Source organism: Microbacterium sp. 69-10 (assembly GCF_001897945.1).
Taxonomy (GTDB): Bacteria; Actinomycetota; Actinomycetes; order Actinomycetales; family Microbacteriaceae; genus Microbacterium.
Genome location: NZ_MKRT01000023.1, coordinates 106,840 through 122,551, shown reverse-complemented (window position 1 = coordinate 122,551; position 15,712 = coordinate 106,840). Strand labels below are relative to the sequence as shown.

General features: G+C 69.9%; 18 protein-coding genes, 1 tRNA gene and 1 pseudogene. 8 read left to right on the top strand and 12 right to left on the bottom strand.

Annotation, left to right across the window (positions count from 1 at the left end; all coding sequences use genetic code 11):
- Positions 1–273 (bottom strand): annotated as a pseudogene (locus BGN97_RS10790) (methylated-DNA--[protein]-cysteine S-methyltransferase); the annotation flags it as partial.
- 229 nt (positions 274–502) lie between these two features.
- On the opposite strand from BGN97_RS10790, the gene BGN97_RS10785 reads away from it, so the two are divergent.
- On the top strand, positions 503–4,159 hold the full coding sequence (locus tag BGN97_RS10785; RefSeq protein WP_292701239.1) for an AAA family ATPase: 3,657 nt from the start codon (positions 503–505) through the stop codon (positions 4,157–4,159).
- Positions 4,152–4,331, top strand: a complete 180-nt coding sequence (locus tag BGN97_RS10780; RefSeq protein WP_292701171.1) for a hypothetical protein — start codon at positions 4,152–4,154, stop codon at positions 4,329–4,331. Before BGN97_RS10785 ends, BGN97_RS10780 begins: the two co-directional genes overlap by 8 nt.
- Before the next feature lie 80 nt (positions 4,332–4,411).
- Here BGN97_RS10780 and mscL read toward each other — a convergent pair whose 3' ends face one another.
- The 3 genes from mscL to BGN97_RS10765 are packed head-to-tail and all read right to left on the bottom strand — an operon-like array spanning position 4,412 to position 5,726.
- Positions 4,412–4,792, bottom strand: a complete 381-nt coding sequence (gene mscL, locus BGN97_RS10775) for a large conductance mechanosensitive channel protein MscL (protein ID WP_292701168.1) — start codon at positions 4,790–4,792, stop codon at positions 4,412–4,414.
- A 27-nt stretch (positions 4,793–4,819) separates the two neighbouring features.
- On the bottom strand, positions 4,820–5,092 hold the full coding sequence (locus tag BGN97_RS10770) for an FmdB family zinc ribbon protein (RefSeq protein WP_292701165.1): 273 nt from the start codon (positions 5,090–5,092) through the stop codon (positions 4,820–4,822).
- Between the two features lie 37 nt (positions 5,093–5,129).
- Positions 5,130–5,726 carry a 5-formyltetrahydrofolate cyclo-ligase gene (locus tag BGN97_RS10765; protein WP_292701162.1) on the bottom strand — a complete coding sequence of 199 codons (597 nt, stop codon included), beginning with the start codon at positions 5,724–5,726 and terminating at the stop codon, positions 5,130–5,132.
- Positions 5,727–5,794: 68 nt separating this feature from the next.
- Between BGN97_RS10765 and galU the strand changes: the two genes are divergently transcribed.
- The 4 genes from galU to BGN97_RS10745 all read left to right on the top strand — a co-directional run bounded on the left by galU (position 5,795) and on the right by BGN97_RS10745 (position 8,352).
- The gene (galU, locus tag BGN97_RS10760) at positions 5,795–6,676 is read left to right on the top strand and encodes a UTP--glucose-1-phosphate uridylyltransferase GalU (RefSeq protein ID WP_292701160.1); all 882 of its coding nucleotides are present in this window, start codon (positions 5,795–5,797) and stop codon (positions 6,674–6,676) included.
- Between the two features lie 37 nt (positions 6,677–6,713).
- Entirely contained in the window at positions 6,714–7,313 is a 600-nt protein-coding gene (locus tag BGN97_RS10755) for a GNAT family protein (RefSeq protein ID WP_292701237.1), read from the top strand.
- Positions 7,314–7,382: 69 nt separating this feature from the next.
- Positions 7,383–8,252 (top strand): hypothetical protein, encoded by an 870-nt coding sequence (locus BGN97_RS10750; RefSeq protein WP_292701158.1) that lies wholly within the window; start codon positions 7,383–7,385, stop codon positions 8,250–8,252.
- Positions 8,253–8,279: 27 nt separating this feature from the next.
- Positions 8,280–8,352: transfer RNA gene (locus BGN97_RS10745), tRNA-Ala, on the top strand.
- 147 nt (positions 8,353–8,499) lie between these two features.
- On the opposite strand, the gene BGN97_RS10740 is transcribed toward BGN97_RS10745, so the two are convergent.
- The 4 genes from BGN97_RS10740 to BGN97_RS10725 form a co-directional block, all read right to left on the bottom strand.
- Entirely contained in the window at positions 8,500–8,970 is a 471-nt protein-coding gene (locus BGN97_RS10740) for a helix-turn-helix domain-containing protein (protein WP_292701155.1), read from the bottom strand.
- Positions 8,971–9,577: 607 nt separating this feature from the next.
- Positions 9,578–10,522, bottom strand: coding sequence for an alpha/beta hydrolase (locus BGN97_RS10735; protein ID WP_084603799.1), 945 nt, complete (start codon positions 10,520–10,522; stop codon positions 9,578–9,580).
- Between the two features lie 38 nt (positions 10,523–10,560).
- Positions 10,561–11,763, bottom strand: a complete 1,203-nt coding sequence (locus BGN97_RS10730) for a serine hydrolase domain-containing protein (protein WP_292701149.1) — start codon at positions 11,761–11,763, stop codon at positions 10,561–10,563.
- Between the two features lie 150 nt (positions 11,764–11,913).
- Positions 11,914–12,189, bottom strand: a complete 276-nt coding sequence (locus tag BGN97_RS10725; RefSeq protein ID WP_292701146.1) for a hypothetical protein — start codon at positions 12,187–12,189, stop codon at positions 11,914–11,916.
- A gap of 193 nt (positions 12,190–12,382) precedes the next feature.
- On the opposite strand from BGN97_RS10725, the gene BGN97_RS10720 reads away from it, so the two are divergent.
- Positions 12,383–12,841: a hypothetical protein gene (locus BGN97_RS10720; protein ID WP_292701143.1), complete on the top strand. Its 459-nt coding sequence runs from the start codon at positions 12,383–12,385 to the stop codon at positions 12,839–12,841.
- 135 nt (positions 12,842–12,976) lie between these two features.
- Positions 12,977–13,111: a hypothetical protein gene (locus BGN97_RS10715; RefSeq protein ID WP_292701140.1), complete on the top strand. Its 135-nt coding sequence runs from the start codon at positions 12,977–12,979 to the stop codon at positions 13,109–13,111.
- An 85-nt stretch (positions 13,112–13,196) separates the two neighbouring features.
- On the opposite strand, the gene BGN97_RS10710 is transcribed toward BGN97_RS10715, so the two are convergent.
- The 4 genes from BGN97_RS10710 to BGN97_RS10695 form a co-directional block, all read right to left on the bottom strand.
- A complete protein-coding gene (locus BGN97_RS10710) occupies positions 13,197–14,117 on the bottom strand; it encodes a HAMP domain-containing sensor histidine kinase (protein WP_292701137.1) in 921 nt (306 codons plus the stop codon).
- A complete protein-coding gene (locus BGN97_RS10705) occupies positions 14,114–14,827 on the bottom strand; it encodes a response regulator transcription factor (RefSeq protein ID WP_292701135.1) in 714 nt (237 codons plus the stop codon). Before BGN97_RS10705 ends, BGN97_RS10710 begins: the two co-directional genes overlap by 4 nt.
- Positions 14,828–14,831: 4 nt before the next feature.
- Positions 14,832–15,347 (bottom strand): DUF3060 domain-containing protein, encoded by a 516-nt coding sequence (locus tag BGN97_RS10700; protein ID WP_292701134.1) that lies wholly within the window; start codon positions 15,345–15,347, stop codon positions 14,832–14,834.
- A 23-nt stretch (positions 15,348–15,370) separates the two neighbouring features.
- On the bottom strand, positions 15,371–15,712 hold a 342-nt coding region (locus BGN97_RS10695), incomplete at its 5' end, for an OmpA family protein (protein ID WP_292701132.1).

Sequence of the window (15,712 nt, the reverse complement as noted above, 5' to 3'; positions counted from 1 at the left end):
GAAGCCGTCGATCAGGCGCCAGTCGAAGCGGATGTGCTCGTCGAAGCGGATCGGCGCGCCCTCGAAGTAGTCGTCGAGCAGGTGGGCGAGCTCGTCGCCGGCGCCGGGCGCCTCGTCGGGGACCTCGCCCAGTCGCCGGCTGATCCCCTCGAGCAGCCACGGCACGCTCGGGGCGGCCGACTCCGAGAGGTCGAAGCTGACGATGCCGTCGTCCGAGAAGACCGCCAGGGCGTCGCCGAAGGGCGTCGGGACGAAGTCGTGTCGAAAGGTCATGCCACCCATCTTCCTGCGCTGCGGGACGGCGGACGGCGTGGATCCCGGTCTCCGTGGACAACCCGCACGGAAACATCCCCTGTGCAGGGAGGATGTTCGTACGAGTCCGTCGGCGCCAATCCGCGCGAATCGGCCCGGGATACCGGCCCCCGGGCGCGTCGCGCTTAGGCTTTCAGATGTGTGGCGACGTGAGGCGAAGGGCGCCGAGGACGCGGGAGAGGATGCCGCGATGAACCTCGGGGAGCTCAGCGACTCATCGACGGGCATCGACATCGCCCACGCCGCGGAGGCACGACGCACCACCCTGCGCGCCGAGGCCGCCGATCTCGGCGGCGCCTCGCCGCTGGTCACCTTCGGCGACACGCCCGAGGCCGGGATCGACATCTCCAAGGCGCACCCCGGCAGCCTTCCCCAGTTCATCACCGGGCGCTCCACCCTCCTGTCGAACCTGTTCCGCGACGAGGTGGGCCTGCGCACGGCGCGGATGGCGGCCGAGCGGATCACGGCGCGCAACACCGAGCTGCGCACGGTCCGCGGCATCGACGCCGTGCGGCTGGCGGTGGGCATCGCACGCTGGCGGATCGGCGGTGCGGCCTTCTCCGCTCCTGTGCTGCTGCGCCCGCTGGCGATCCGTCGTCACCACGCCGACTTCGAGCTCAAGCTGCACGGCGGCTTCGAGGTGAACCCGGAGCTCATCCGCGTCGCCCGCGACCACTTCGGGCTCACCCTCGACGGCCCTGGCCTGGCATCCCTCGCCTACGACGGCGGCATCTTCAAGCCGCAGCCGGTGATCGACCAGCTGCGCGCCCTCACGCACTCCATCGACACGTTCGCCGTGCACCCGCGACTGGTGGTCTCCACCTTCGCCGACGTGTCCGGCGCCATGGTGCGCGACATGGTCGAGCTCGACCACCCCGTGCTCAACGCGCTCGGCGGGCACGCCAGCGACCGCGAGCAGGTGTCGGCACGCCGGGAGGCACCGGCCGTGCACGGACCCGACGACCGGGCCCCGGCCGCCGAGACGCTGCTGCTGGACGCGGATGCCGAGCAGGAGGAGGTGCTCGCGCGGATCGCGGCCGGGCATTCGCTGGTCGTCTCCACCCTGCCGGGCACGGGCGGCACGCAGACCGTGATCAATGCCCTCGGCGCGTTCGTGCGCGCAGGCAAGCGGGTGCTCGTGGTCTCGACCCGGCGCTCCACGCTCGACGGCGTCCGTCACCGCCTGGCGGGCATCGGGCTCGAGGGCCTGGCCGTCTCCCCGGCGGCCGTGCGACGCGACCTCATCCGATCGATCGCCCGCAGCGAGAAGGCGACGCAGCCCAAGGCGACCGAGGTCGACGAGGCCCTCGTCCGGCTCCGCGCCGTGCTGCGGGACTACCGCCGCGCCCTGACGGGCGAGGTCGGCCGCACCGGAGCATCCGTGCTCGACGCCACCCGCCAGCTGACCCGGATGGCATCGCTGCCGGTGCCGCCGTCGACCGGTGCGCGGCTGTCGATGCAGACGCTGGAGGGCCTGGCGGGGGACCGGACGGATGCCGCGAAGGCGCTCACGCGGGCGGCGAAGCTCGGCGAGTTCCGCTTCGGGCCGGACGACTCGCCCTGGTACGGCGTGAGCTTCGAGAGCACGGAGGCGGCGCAGAAGGCGCATGCGCTGGCCGGCGAACTGCACGGCACCGCCGTGCCCGCGCTGCTCGAGCGCGGTTACGAGCTGATCGCACAGACCAGCATGCGCCCGTTCGGCACGATCGACGAGCTCGGCGAGTACCTGCAGCTGCTGGGGGGCATCCGCGACTCCCTGGACCGCTTCAGCCCCACCGTGTTCGAGCGTCCACTGGGCGAGCTCATCCAGGCGCACGGGTCGCGCCGTGACGCGCCGGGGATGTCGTCGGCCAACCGCCGGCGCCTCAAGCGCCTCGCCCGCGAGTACGTGCGCCCCGGCGCTCAGGTGCTCGAGATGCACGAGGCGCTGCTGCGCATCCAGTACCAGCGCTCCCAGTGGCAGCGCTACGTCGACGCCGGCGTCGCACCGCAGGTGCCGCTCGGCCTCTCCGACGTGCACGTCGCGTGGCAGCGGGTGTCGGCCGAGCTCGCCGAGCTGGATGCCGCACTGGGGCGCAAGGAGCCGCTCGCCGCGCTCCCCGTCGCGCGTCTCGTGCGCACGCTCTCCGGTCTCGCGGCGCGCAGCGCCGTGTTCGACAACCTCGTCGAGCGCACCCAGATCAGGGACGCGCTCACCGGGCTCGGTCTGCGCCCGCTGCTGTCCGACCTGTCGGTACGGCACGTGCCGGAGGAGCGGGTGGCGGACGAGCTGGAGTTCGCGTGGTGGCAGTCTCTGCTCGAGCGCGCACTCCAGGACGACCGCTCGCTGCTCGGGGCGAACACCTCGGTGGTGGACCGGCTGGAGCGCGACTTCCGCCTCGTCGACGAGGCGCACACCGCGATGGCGGGACCGCTCCTGGCGTGGAACCTCGCCAGTCAGTGGCGCATCGCGATCGTCGACGAGCCCGAGCAGGCCGCCAACCTCCGTCGCGCGCTCAAGCACGGCGAGGCCAGCCCGGCCGAGATCGTCACGGCGGCACCCGACCTGGTGCGCGTGCTGGCGCCGGTGTGGATCGCCTCGCCGTATCAGGTGCCCGAGATCCCCGACTCCGTGAAGTTCGACGCCGTGCTGCTGGTCGATGCGGCTGCGGTGAACCTCACCGAGGCGGCCCCGGCCATCCGCCGCGCGCGTCAGGTGGTCGCCTTCGGCGACCCTGTCACGCAGCGGCCCACGCCGTTCTCTGTGGCGACCGTGCCGGATCCGGAGTGGGAGCCCGAGGTGCCGTTCGACGACGTCTCGGTGTTCGAGCGCCTCGCCGAGCTGTTCGAGGTGTGCACCCTGACCCGCAGCTACCGGGCCGGGGGAGAGGACCTCGCCGAGCTCATCAACGACGCCTTCTACGGCGGCGAGATCGTATCCCTCCCATGGGCGGGGTCCTACCTCGGCCGGGGGAGCCTCACCGTCGACTACGTCGAGGGTGGCGTCGGCAACCCGGATCCGGAGTCGGGCGCGGTGGAGAGCCCGGATGCCGAGGTCGCACGCGTCGTGACCCTCGTTGTGGAGCACGCGATCAACCGCCCGTCCGAGTCGCTCATGGTCGTCACCGCCAGCCGGCGTCACGCCGAGCGCGTGCGCGCAGCCGTGGCATCCGCCTTCTCCGGCCGGTCCGACGTGGCGGAGTTCGTGGGACGCGACACCGAGGAGCCGTTCGCGGTGCTGACCCTCGAGGAGTCCGTGGCGGAGAGCCGCGACCGGGTGATCTTCTCCCTCGGGTTCGGCCTGACCAGGCATGGCCGCGTGCTCAGCGATTTCGGAGACCTGTCGCAGGAGGACGGCGAGCGGCTGCTCACGGTCGGGATGACCCGCGCCCGTCGCTCGATGGTGATCGTGTCCTGCATCCGCCCCTCCGCCTTCGACGAGGGACGCCTGGAGCACGGCGCCTCCACGCTGATGTCGATCCTCGGCAGCCTCGCCGCCCGCGGCCGGGACGCCCGTCTCGAGGATCTCGCCGATCCGCTCACCCTGGCCCTGGCGCGCGAGCTGCGGCGTCTCGGGGCATCCGTCGACGTCGACTACCGCGGTCTGCTGCCGCTGGTCGCGCAGCACGGCGGACGGGCGGTCGTGATCGAGTCCGACCCGGAGTCCCGCGACGAGTCGCTGCGGGAGAGCCTGCGGCTGCGTCCGCAGGTGCTGCGGCGCCTGGGCTGGCACTACGTGCGCGTGCACGCGTTCGATCTCTACAGCGACCCCGCGACGGTCGCGCGGCGCATCGCCACCGTCCTCGGCATCGAGGAGGACGCCGTCCGCGCCGACAATGACACGCAGCCGTTCGACATCGATGAGTGACCAGGAGCGTCAGCACATCGAGCGCGTCCCCGGCGCCCGGCGCGCGCGACTGACCCCCGTGGCGGGGACCACTGCGGAGCCGCACGTGCGCGAGGAGCGTCACGCCGGGACCGAGGGCGACCGCGGTCCCAACGACGAGCGGATGCTGCGCGAGGTGCCCCCGCACTACTGAGCGCACCGGGTGAGCGCCGGGATGCGGAAGAGCGCCCCGCCCCCGAAGGGACGAGGCGCTCGTCGGCGTGGTGGCCGAGGTCAGCCGGCGGCGTTCTTGCGCAGCGCGTCGCGGATCTCGATGAGCAGCTCCTGCTCGCTGGGGAGGGTCTCCTCCTCGACGGCCGGGTTCTTGGCGGCCTGGTGCTCCTTGTACTTGTTCATCGGCAGGACGAACACGAAGTACACGATCAGGGCGACGGCCAGGAAGTTGATGACCGCACCGATGATTGCGCCGATCCCGATCACGCCGAGCTTGACGTGGCTGAGGTCGTCGGCGTTGAAGATCAGACCGATGATCGGGTTGATGAGGTTGTCGACGAGAGCGGCGATGATGGCCGAGAAGGCCGCGCCGATGACGACTGCGACGGCAAGGTCGATGACATTGCCCTTGGCGATGAATTCCTTGAATCCCTGGAACATGGACTCCCCCTGGAGTTGTGTTCGACCTCAGCTCGAGGCCGGGGTCTTCGCGGGCGCCGGATTGGAGCCGGTCGAAGAATCCACCTTGGATGATGCCTGACTTCCCGCCGCCGCACCAGTATTTCCGCGCGAGTCGGTGCGATAGAAGCCCGAGCCGTTGAAGGTCACGCCCACGGTTCCGTACTGCTTGCGCAGCGCGCCGCCGCACTCCGGGCAGACGGTGAGGGAGTCCTCCGAGAAGCTCTGCACGGCGTCGAAGCGGTGGCCGCAGGCCGTGCAGGCGTAGGCGTAGGTGGGCATGGGAGTTCCTGGTTCCTTCGGGCTCGGTGCGGGAGTCTCAGTGGCGCGCGGGCGACAGGGCGATGGTCTGCGTCGGGGTGACGATGCCATCCACCGGCTGGTCGTGGACCTCGCGCGGCAGCGAATCGAGTACTTCGGAATCATAGATGACCGCGTACACCGGCGGGCACTTCTCCATGGAGCCGATCGTCTTGTCGAAGTAGCCGCGTCCCCAGCCCAGCCGGGTGCCGGTGCGGTCGATCGCGGCGGCGGGGATGATCATCAGGTCCACATCGTTCACGGCGATCGGGCCGAGCACCTCGCCGGTCGGCTCCGGGAGGCCGTACAGCCCCTCGGACACCTCGTCGCTGTCGTTCGCGACCGCCCAGTCCAGCAGCCCGTCGGCGCGGGTGATCGGGAGCAGCACGCGGATGCCGCCGGCGACGGCCTCGCGCACGAAGCGGCGCGTCCCCGGCTCGGTGGTCGTGGACAGGAAGCACGACACCGAGCGGGCCCCGTGCGCGCGGATGAGCTCATGGAGCTGCGCGGCCACGCCGTCCGAGGCGGACTCGCGCTGCGAATCGGACAGCAGTTGCCGTCGTTCGCGCAGCTCTGCACGCAGTGCTCGCTTCTGCTGTTCCTCGTCGCCGGGCATGCTCCGATCATACGGCGGGCCGCCTGCGGGCCCGCCGTGCGAGCGGATGCCGCCGGTATGCTGACCGGATGAGCAAGATGAAGGCGGTCATCCCCGCTGCGGGGCTCGGAACCCGGTTCCTCCCGGCGACGAAGGCGATGCCCAAGGAGATGCTCCCCGTCGTCGACAAGCCCGCGATCCAGTACGTCGTGGAAGAGGCCGTGAGCGCCGGGATCGACGACATCCTGGTCATCATCGGACGCAACAAGAACGCCATCTCAGACCACTTCGACTCGGTGCCGGAGCTGGAGGTCAAGCTGCAGCAGAAGGGCGACCACGGCCGCCTGGAACGCGTCATGAAGTCGAGCGACCTCGCCGACATCCACTTCGTGCGGCAGGGCGAGCCGAAGGGGCTCGGACACGCCGTGCTGCGGGCCAGGACCCACGTGGGCGACAGCTCCTTCGCGGTGCTGCTCGGCGATGACCTCATCGACGAGCGCGACCCGCTGCTGACCGAGATGATCGCCGCGCACGAGCGCACCGGGGCCGCGGTGATCGCGCTCATGCAGGTGCCGGCCGAGAGCATCCATCTCTACGGGGTCGCCGAAACCTCCGGCACCGACGCGGACGGCGCCGTCAGGGTGACCGGGCTCGTCGAGAAGCCGAGCGCCGAGGACGCCCCCTCCGATCTCGCCGTCATCGGACGGTATGTGCTCCCTCCTGCCGTCTTCGAGGTGCTCGAGCGCACGCCGCCGGGCAAGGGCGGGGAGATCCAGCTGACCGATGCCCTGCAGGAGCTCGCCACCGACCCCGACGGGCCCGGTGTGGTCGGCGTGGTGTTCCGCGGCCGTCGCTACGACACGGGGGACCGGGTCGACTACATCAAGGCGATCGTGCAGCTGGCCGTCGACCGCGACGACCTGGGGGCGGACCTGCGTCCCTGGCTGAAGGACTTCGCCGGCAGCCTGTAGCCGACGCACCGACATGGCGACCGACGGCTTCGACCCGATGCAGCACGGCCCGGTGGGGCTGAGACTGATCCGCGGCAGAGACGCGCGCACCCTGCAGCGCGAGCTGCTCTCCAACCGCTCCTGGCTGCGGCCGTGGGAGGCGACGATCCCCGGCGGCGTCGCATCCTTCGACATGCGCGTCAGCATCCGCCGGCTGCTGCAGCAGCACCGGGACGGCGCCGGGTACCCGTTCGTGATGGAGTACGACGGGGAGATCGCCGGCCAGCTCAACATCTGGGGCGTGGCGCGCGGCTCGCTGGGATCAGCCACTATCGGGTACTGGGTCAGCGAGCGGTTCGCGGGCCGGGGGATCACCCCGACCGCCGTGGCGATGGCGACGGACGCGGCCTTCGATCAGTTCGGCCTGCACCGGATGGAGATCTGCATCCGCCCGGAGAACCGCGCGAGCCTGCGCGTGGTGGAGAAGCTCGGCTTCCGGTACGAGGGACTGCGCCGGCGGTACATCCACATCGACGGCGACTGGCGCGACCACCATGCGTTCGCGCTGGTCACGGAGGACGTACCGGAGGGCGTGCTCACGCGCTGGGTGCAGGGGCGCGTCCCGCCGGGCCTCGGGGTGGCTCCGTCGGAGATCTGAGGCGCAATCGCCGCGACACGCGAAGCCTGTTTCGCGGCGGTTCGGATCCGCTCGCTTACCGTGGTCTCTATGGATGGGCCGGTGCTGAGTGGGGGCGTGATCGTCGTCGTCGCCGTCCTGCTGTGGGCACTGTACTTCCTGCCCAGCTGGCGGGGACGGCATCAGTACTACGCCGCCGAGCGCAACGCCGTCCGGCTGAACCAGGCCCTGCGGGTGCTGGCCGAGACCAGTGAGACCCCCGAGGAGGTCCGCCTCGAGCTGACCGCGCGCACGGTCATGCAGCAGCAGCGACTCGCAAAGCGCGTGCAGGCCGAGAAGGAGAACGCCGAGCTGGAGCGTCTCCGTCAGGAGCTCGCGGAGACCAGGCGCGATCCGCTCGTCCGTCAGGCCAGGGCCCGTCGCCGGCTGCGTCTCACGGCCACTGCCGGACTGGTCATCGCCGCCGCCATGATCGGCTTCGGCGTCTGGGACTACCTCTCCACCGGCGGCTGGATGCTGGCGGCATCCGGAGCAGTCGTCGCCGTGCTCGGCGTGATGGTGCTGGTGCGCATGTCGCAGGTCGCGCGGAATGCGGTCCGCCGCGCCGCGGCGCCGGTCGCCGTGCCGCAGGCCGAGCGCGTCTCGCCGCCGCTGCACGACCAGGGCCCGGCGTCCTGGACTCCCCGTCCGCTGCCGCAGCCGATGGTCGACGTCGCGGGTTCCCGCGCTCAGCAGGCCCGCGCCCAGCAGGACGCGCAGGAGGAGCGCCGCCGTGCGGCTCGGCGCGCCGAGCTGCGTCGTCGCGCCGAGGAGCTCGCGCCGCCCGTCCCGACTCCGCTGGTCGCACCGGCCGCGAAGGCGGATGCCGCGGAGTCGCCGTACTCGCGGATGGGCGTCATCGACGACCGCGAGATCGAGGCTCACGTGCGGGAACTGCTCGCGCGTCGAGCAGCGGGCTGAGCGCGTGATAGCCTAGGTGAGTTGTCAGGGCCTATGGCGCAGTTGGTAGCGCGCCTCGTTCGCATCGAGGAGGTCAGGGGTTCGAATCCCCTTAGGTCCACCGATCGGACGCCCGATCGGACATGCGAGAGTATGTCTGATCGGGCGTTTTGTGTCGGCTTTCAGTGTCGATATGTCCGCGCTTTGCGTTCCCGCCCCGCCGGCGCCGCGCTCTAGCTCTGCGCTATTGCGAGCGCATTCCGCCGCTTCAGGCGTTCCTGGTTGGGACGAGTTCCAGTACGCGTGATGTCCGCAGGCGCCACCGCAGGAAGGCGAGATTCATTCGTGTGCGGCCGATGCCGCTCATCGGATCGAATCCGAGCGTGTCGGTGATGATCTCCACTCGATCCGTCATGGTGCTGTGGTGCACGTGGGCGATACGGGCTGCCTCCCGCACGGACCCCGACCGAACCAGCGCATCGATCGTGATCGCGCCCCAGCGGTGCGACGCGATGATCTCGACCGCCATCTGGTCTCCGTCATCGTGGCGGTCGTCAGGGAGGTCGGCGAGCATCTCAGCAAGTCCTCCGAGATCGTCGGCTCGACTAGTCTCACTGCTCGAGCCGTCGTGGAGACGGAGCGCGATCATCGCCGTGCGGAATGATCGATCCATCTCTTCGACCTGGGCAATCGATCCGATACCGACAGGCGATGCCGCAGGTGCGGCGTCGATGTCCACGACGGCGGCGTGGACGGGGCCGAACGGCGTCGCGACGACGTCCTCCGGTCCGCGTGGGTGTCGCGTCCAGGTCGCGAACAGTGGGGCGACGACGATCCGGTACCGGGCGTTCGTCGCGAGACCGAGCCGGGCCGCAGCATCCCGTCGGTCGGTGGCGGAGGATCCTCGCTCGAGCAACAGGGTCATGTCGCGTGGCGGCACCGCCGACGTGCGCTTTGTGTCGAGCCGGATCAGGAGTGCGAGCGCGAGCCGCTCGAGGATGATGGCATCCAGTTCAGCCGTCTCGTCGGCAGGGTTCTCGATCCAGACCTCGACATCGTCCATGACGGGATGCGCGTGGATGGGAGCTCCGACCGGCTCCATAGACCCACCATGGGAATCGACGCGCGTCACCACCGTTCCCCGTGCCAGGCAGACCGGCCGACCGGCCAGTGCTGCGGCGGCGGACAGCAGTCCGTGGACGCCGACGTCTCCGACGATGAGTTCGTCGAAGCAGGCGATGACCCGCAGGCTCTGCGACGCGGCAGGATCGAGAGCTTTCAGGCGGCCAAGCAACTCCTGCACGGTGAGACTCCTTCGTCCGTGAGTCGATTATCCCCCGGTTGGGTCAGTCCACCAACATCCGACGGAGCCACGCGCGTCGAGCGGCGATCATGCGTCGTGAGATGCCGGCGTGCGGAGCGAAGATGTCGCACGCGTGAAAGGCGCCGGGCCAGACGTGCAGCTCTGCCTCGCCGCCCGCTGCCCAGATTCCGCGCGCGTAGTCGACCGCCTCGTCGCGAAAGATCTCCGCTGCGCCGACGTCGATGAATGCCGGGGGGAGCCCGCCCAGATCGTCCGATCGGGCAGGCGCGGCGTAGGTCGGGACGGGACGGATGCTCCTGAGCAGGGCGGCCCAGCCCGTCTCGTTGCTGACGCGATCCCACACGCCGATCCCGTCGAAGATCGCTGTCGACGGTGTCGGCCTGTCATCGAGCATCGGGTAGTCGAGCAGCTGCCCGCGGATCCTCGGGCCGTTTCGGTCGCGAGCGGCGAGCGTGACGGCCGCGGCGAGCCCGCCTCCGGCGCTTGCTCCTCCCACGACGATCCGGTCCGGCCGGATCCCGAGGTCGTCGGCGTGGTCGGCCATCCAGACGAGTCCTGCGTAGCAGTCGTTGAACGGCGCGGGATGCGGGTGCTCGGGCGCCAGACGGTACTCGATGGTGAGCACTCGGACACCCAGATCCTCAACCCAATCGAGTGCATCGTCGATGCCGCTGAACCGGTCGCCGAACATCATGCCGCCTGAATGGAGCAGATACACCGCGCCGCAGGGCCCTGATGCGTGCGTCGGCGAGATTATCGAGGCGTCTATACCGCCATCCGGGCCGGGAATGAGGAGATCGACGATCTCGATCTCCCGCCCTGAGAGCAGGTCTGCTCGGGGCGCTGAGGCGTACGACTGACGCATGAACGGGATCAGCTCCGGCGTAATGGTCGGCGGGAAGACCCCGCCGACCACCGCCAGAGCAGCTCTGAGCTCGGGATCGAACACGCGGCGTGGATCGGACATGACATTCATTCGTACCAGCCGCTCGTGCCCGCGACGGGTCAGGCTTCGACGAACGCGTTATATGCCGCGGTCTCGAACTCGACGAAGTCGGTGAACGAAGGACCGTCTGCGAACGGGAGGATCTGCGTTGCCCAGTAGCCGCCGAAGCCGTTGTCGCGGTCGATCCAGTAGAAGAGATTGGCCAGACCCGCCCATCCGATGGCGCCGGACGGTCGGCCCGTCGGCCATGGGTCCTCGGTGTACTGGAACGTGTAGGACCAGGTCTTCTTGAGGCCGGGGAAGAACTCGGCGTCGTTGGAGAGCCATCCGATGACGCCGGGAAGCATCGTCACTTGCAGGTTGTCCGGCAGCTGGTTGGTGAATCCGAGATCGACCGATGCCGGAGACAGTACCTGCTCGCCCGAAGCGCTGCGGCCCTCGTTGAGCCACATGCGGATGAACCTCAGATAGTCGGGCACCGTTGAGAACAGGCCGTGTCCACCGAAGTCGACCTCCGGGGTGACGGGAGCGGCGAAGTCGCTCGGCGTCAGGGTCCCGTCTGCTTCGCGTTGGTGGTGCCGGACTTGTCGCGCCCGCATGTCCGCCGTGGGGGAGAACGCGGAGTCGTTCATCCCGAGCGGGGCGAAGATCCGCTCCTGGAAGACCTCTCCGAGTCGCTTGCCGGTGATCCCCTCGACGACCTGCCCTGCCCAGTCGATGTTGCTGCCGTACTCCCACTTGGTTCCCGGATCGAACAGCAGCGGCGTGCGGAGTGCCGCTCGGGTGGCGGTCGCGACGCTGGGCTGGCCGTGCTCCTCGGCGAGCCGGTTGTACGTCTCGTTGAAGAAGTCGTAACCGAAGCCCGCGGTGTGGGTCAGCAGGTGGTGGGTAGTGATGTCACTAGCCGGTGCCCGCAGGATCGGCTGGCCCGCGGCGTCGAAGCCCTCGATGACCTGCAGCTCGCCGATGGCCGGGGCGTACTCCTTCGCGGGGGCGTCCAGGTCGAGGTCGCCCGACTCGACGAGCTGCAGGCACGCGGTTCCGGTGATGGCCTTCGTCGTCGACCAGATGTTGAAGACCGTGTCGGTGGTCATCGCGGTGTCGGTCGAGAGATCACGAACACCGGATGCACCGAGGTAGATGTCTGAGTTGCGATCGGTGACGCCGGCGACGACTCCCGGAACCCTCCCCTCGCCGGAGACCGGTCCCTGTGAAGCATTCTGCACGACGGCGTCGACGGCGGCAGCAAGGCTCTCGCTCATGAGATTCCCTTCGTAGATGTTTCCACCTCGACCTCGTCGTTGAGGTGGAAACTGTAGATTCGCACGGGCGTCGCGACTCCCGGTACCGACAACGCGTCGCCGATTCCCGTCCAGCTACCGACAGTTGGCGGGGCGCCGCAGTGCGGCCCACTACCGGAGTACTCTTGCCACGGTGAGCGGGCTGAAGCCTGTGACGCATGCGATGCTGTTGATTGACTGACCTGCCTCGCGCGCTTCGCGCGCGCGAGCGATGTCGTCGTCGCTCATCCGCCGGATGGTGAAGAAGCCTGCGTCCGTGAGGTACTTGCCCGCGGTCTGGCGTGTGATGCCGACAGCTTTCGCCGCGGTGGTGACGCTGCCAGTGTCGCGGTAGTGCGCAATGAGCGCCTCGATCTCGTCTGGTCGAAGCTGCCGGGCGCGCTTCACCGCTGGCGCGCTGGCGCTCCTGCGCTTCGAAGCCCGCGCCTTCCCGACCAGGCTATGTACCGGGGGAGCGCCGCCTGGTTGTTTCGAGTAAACATGCAGTAGGTCCACAGCTGAAAGCCCCCGGTTCTCCGGGGGCTTTCGTCATAGCTGCCGATCGATCGGGACGATGACGCTCCGAGGGATGAGGGGGAAGATGGATACGGAGAATCTGGACAACGCACCCGTGCTGGTGGCGGAGCTGGATCGTCTGCACGCCGACGCGGGCGGGGCGGGCATCGACGGTGAGATCGCCGTCTGGAAGGCCGCCACGCGCCTGGGCGTGTGGTTCTTCATCAACCGGGGCACGGACGATGCGGTCGTTCCCTACGCCGTGCAGCCGCCGGGCATGGCGCCGGTCGTCTGCGTCTACAGCTGCCGCGAAAGGGCGGCGGCGGCCGCCGCCGCACTCGGCCAGGGCGAGGACGTGGTGTTCGGCCTGCTCACTCCGAAGGCGCTCGAATACGCGCTCGCGCTGGGGGAGAGAGGAGCCGGCGGCATCGTGCTGGATCATCCGCGCATCGGCCTGTGGACGCCGATGGCGAACGTCTCGCGTTTCGGCGCATGGCTGGTGCCGCAGTCCGCGATCAGGCGCGTCTCCGCAGACGAGGCCTGAGCGCGCTGAGAAGGCCCCCGGGTCCTCCGGGGCTTTCGTCGTTCCCGGTCTTCGTCGCCGACTTGCTTTCCCCTGGTTCCGGGCTATGGTCGGAGGTTCATCCACCCGCCAGCCGAAAGAGGGGAAGCGAGTCACATGTCCGGTAAGACACCGCAGTCACGAGCAGGGAAGAAGGAGCCGAAGCTCTCGCTCAAGGAGAAGAGGGCCGAGAAGCGCGCCAAGCGCGAACCGGAATCCTTCATCAAGCCGCGCAAGGGCGCGAACGGCTGAACCACCTGCCGTGCACCCGGAGGGGCGTCACGGAGCACTGCGGACCGCGGGCTTCGTGGCGCTCCTCCGCCATGCCCGGCCGGGTTCAGGCCGCCGGTGCCGCCGGGATGCGCAGGGTGACCAGGGTTCCGGCATCCGCCACCGAACGCACGTCGACGTCGCCGCCGTGCCGGCGCAGCACGGTCGCGACCAGCGTGAGGCCGATACCGGAGCCGGGCACGTCCCTGGCGTTGCCGGCGCGGGCGAGCTCGTCGAACACCTGGGGGAGGTCCTCGGCCGGAATTCCGCGTCCGTTGTCGGCCACCTCGATCACGGCGGTACCCTGCTGCTCCCGCAGGCGCACCTCGATCGCGCCCTGCGCGGAGTACTTCGCGGCGTTGCCGAGCACGTTGTCCAGGGCGAGCGAGAGCAGGTCGAGGTCGCCCCGCACCTTCGGCACGGGCCACGGCACCGTGGTCGCCACCACCTGGAAGCGCCCGGCGGCGTCCGGATGCTGCTGACCGATCGCCTGCACGGACTCGCGGACCAGTTCCTCCAGATCGATCTGCTCGAGCTCCAGCGGCCGGCTCTCCAGCTCGGCGAGCTTGCGCAGATCACGCACCAGGGTGCTGAGCTTGGCGGCCTGCGCATCGACCGTGCGCCACTCCGGCGTCGGCTCGACCGCCGCGGCCTGCGCACGGATCGCCATCACCGGGTTCTTCAGCTCATGGTCCAGGCGCGCCAGGAAGCGCCGATGCTGTTCCCGTTCCCGCAGCACGCCGTCGTCCACGGCCTGTGCGACCGCCGCCTCCCTGCGACGCCGGGCGCTGCCGCGCGCGGCGACGACGATGAGGGGGAGCGCCACGAGGCACGACAGCACGGCCCCCGCGCCGACGGCCACGGCGGGCAGGGCGGTGCTGATCTGCAGCATCCGCTCATCGCCGGCGAGGACGAAGCCGAGCCCGACCAGCCCGCCGATCACCAGCGGCACGGGCACCAGCAGCCAGCCCGTCGTGCGCGCCTTCATCCCGGCACCACCGGCGACGTGAACTGATAGCCCACGCTCTGCGAGGTCTCGATCAGGCGCTCCGCGCCGTTGTCGCCGATCACCCGCCGCAGCTCGGCGATGCGGTGGTCCACGGCGCGACTCGACGTGGCGAAGTCGAACCCCCACAGCGTCGACAGCAGCCGCTCGCGGGTGTGCACCTCCTGTGGATGCATCATGAGGTACTCCAGCAGCGTGAACGCCTTGGGCGTAAGCACGAGCTCGGCATCCGCCCGCCACACGCGGCGCGCGGTGCGATCCAGCACGAGATCCTGGGCGCGCAGCCGCTGAGCCGAGCGGAGCGGCTGGGCGCTGCTCCCGCTGCGGCGCAGCACCGCCCGGATGCGGGAGAGCAGCTCCTGCGGATCGAAGGGCTTGTTCAGGTAGTCGTCCGCGCCCTCGTCGAGGGCGGCGCTGCGCTCCCACGACTCGCCCACCTGCGTGAGCAGGATGATCGGCAGCATGGCGTCACCGGCGCGCACGCGGCGGACGAACTCGCGCCCGTCCAGATGCGGCATCAGGACGTCGCACACCACCAGCGCCGGGCGCTCGCGCTCGAGTGCGTCCAGCCCCTGCATCCCGTCCGCAGCGACGGCGACGCGGTAACCGCTGCGCTCCAGGAAGGCTCCCAGCGCGCCGGTGATCGCCTCATCGTCGTCGATGAGGAGAAGCAGCGGACGTTCGGATGGCACGGGATCATCCTGCCGTGAGGGTGTTGCCCGAGCCGACATCCGAGACCGTCGGCGTGGCCCCCGACCAGTGCACGGTGTTGCCCATGCCGTTCACGAGCACCTGGTCCACCGAGCCGGTGAGCACGAGGTTGGCGTCGCCGATCACCTCCAGCGACGTGACGTCGTCGGTGACGAGCATCGACCCCTTCGAGTTCAGGATGATGCGCTTGCACGTGCCCTCCACGCGCGCCACCACGGCGTCGTCGAGGATCGTGAGCTCGCCGGAGCTGTCGCAGCGGCGCACGGTGGTGGCAGCGGCGGTGATCGAGTCGCGATCGAGGCCGGTGCCGGCGTTCGGCAGCGGGTGCTCGCCCTCGTCCGTCGGAGCCGCGTCCGGCGACGCCGAGGGGACCTCCTTCGCGGGCTCGCCCCGCGTCGTGGACGCGGGCGTGTCGGTCCCGTCGATGACGCTCACCGAGCATCCGCTCAGCAGGGCGACGAGCACGGCGGCCGTGGCGAGGGCGGGGAGGGGACGGATCATGGTGCGCTTCTCCTGAACGGTCATCACAGGCTCGCCGGGATGAAGATCTCGACGCGGCGGTTCAGCTGGCGTCCGGCGGGGTTGTCCTTGCCGTCGATCTCGTTCGCGGCCACCGGACGGGACTCGCCGTAGCCCTCGGCGGTGAGGTTGGTGGTCACGCCGGCCTTCTTGAGCGCGGCCACGACGGCGGCCGCGCGCTTCTCGGAGAGCGTCTGATTGTAGTCGTCGGAGCCCTTGGCGTCGGTGTGGCCGGACACGACCGCGTTCGCGACCTTGTACTCGGTCAGGGCCGCAGCGACCGTCTTCAGAGTCGCCGCCGCGTCGGGGCGGATGCCGAACTTGTCGAAGTCGAACAGCACGCCCGC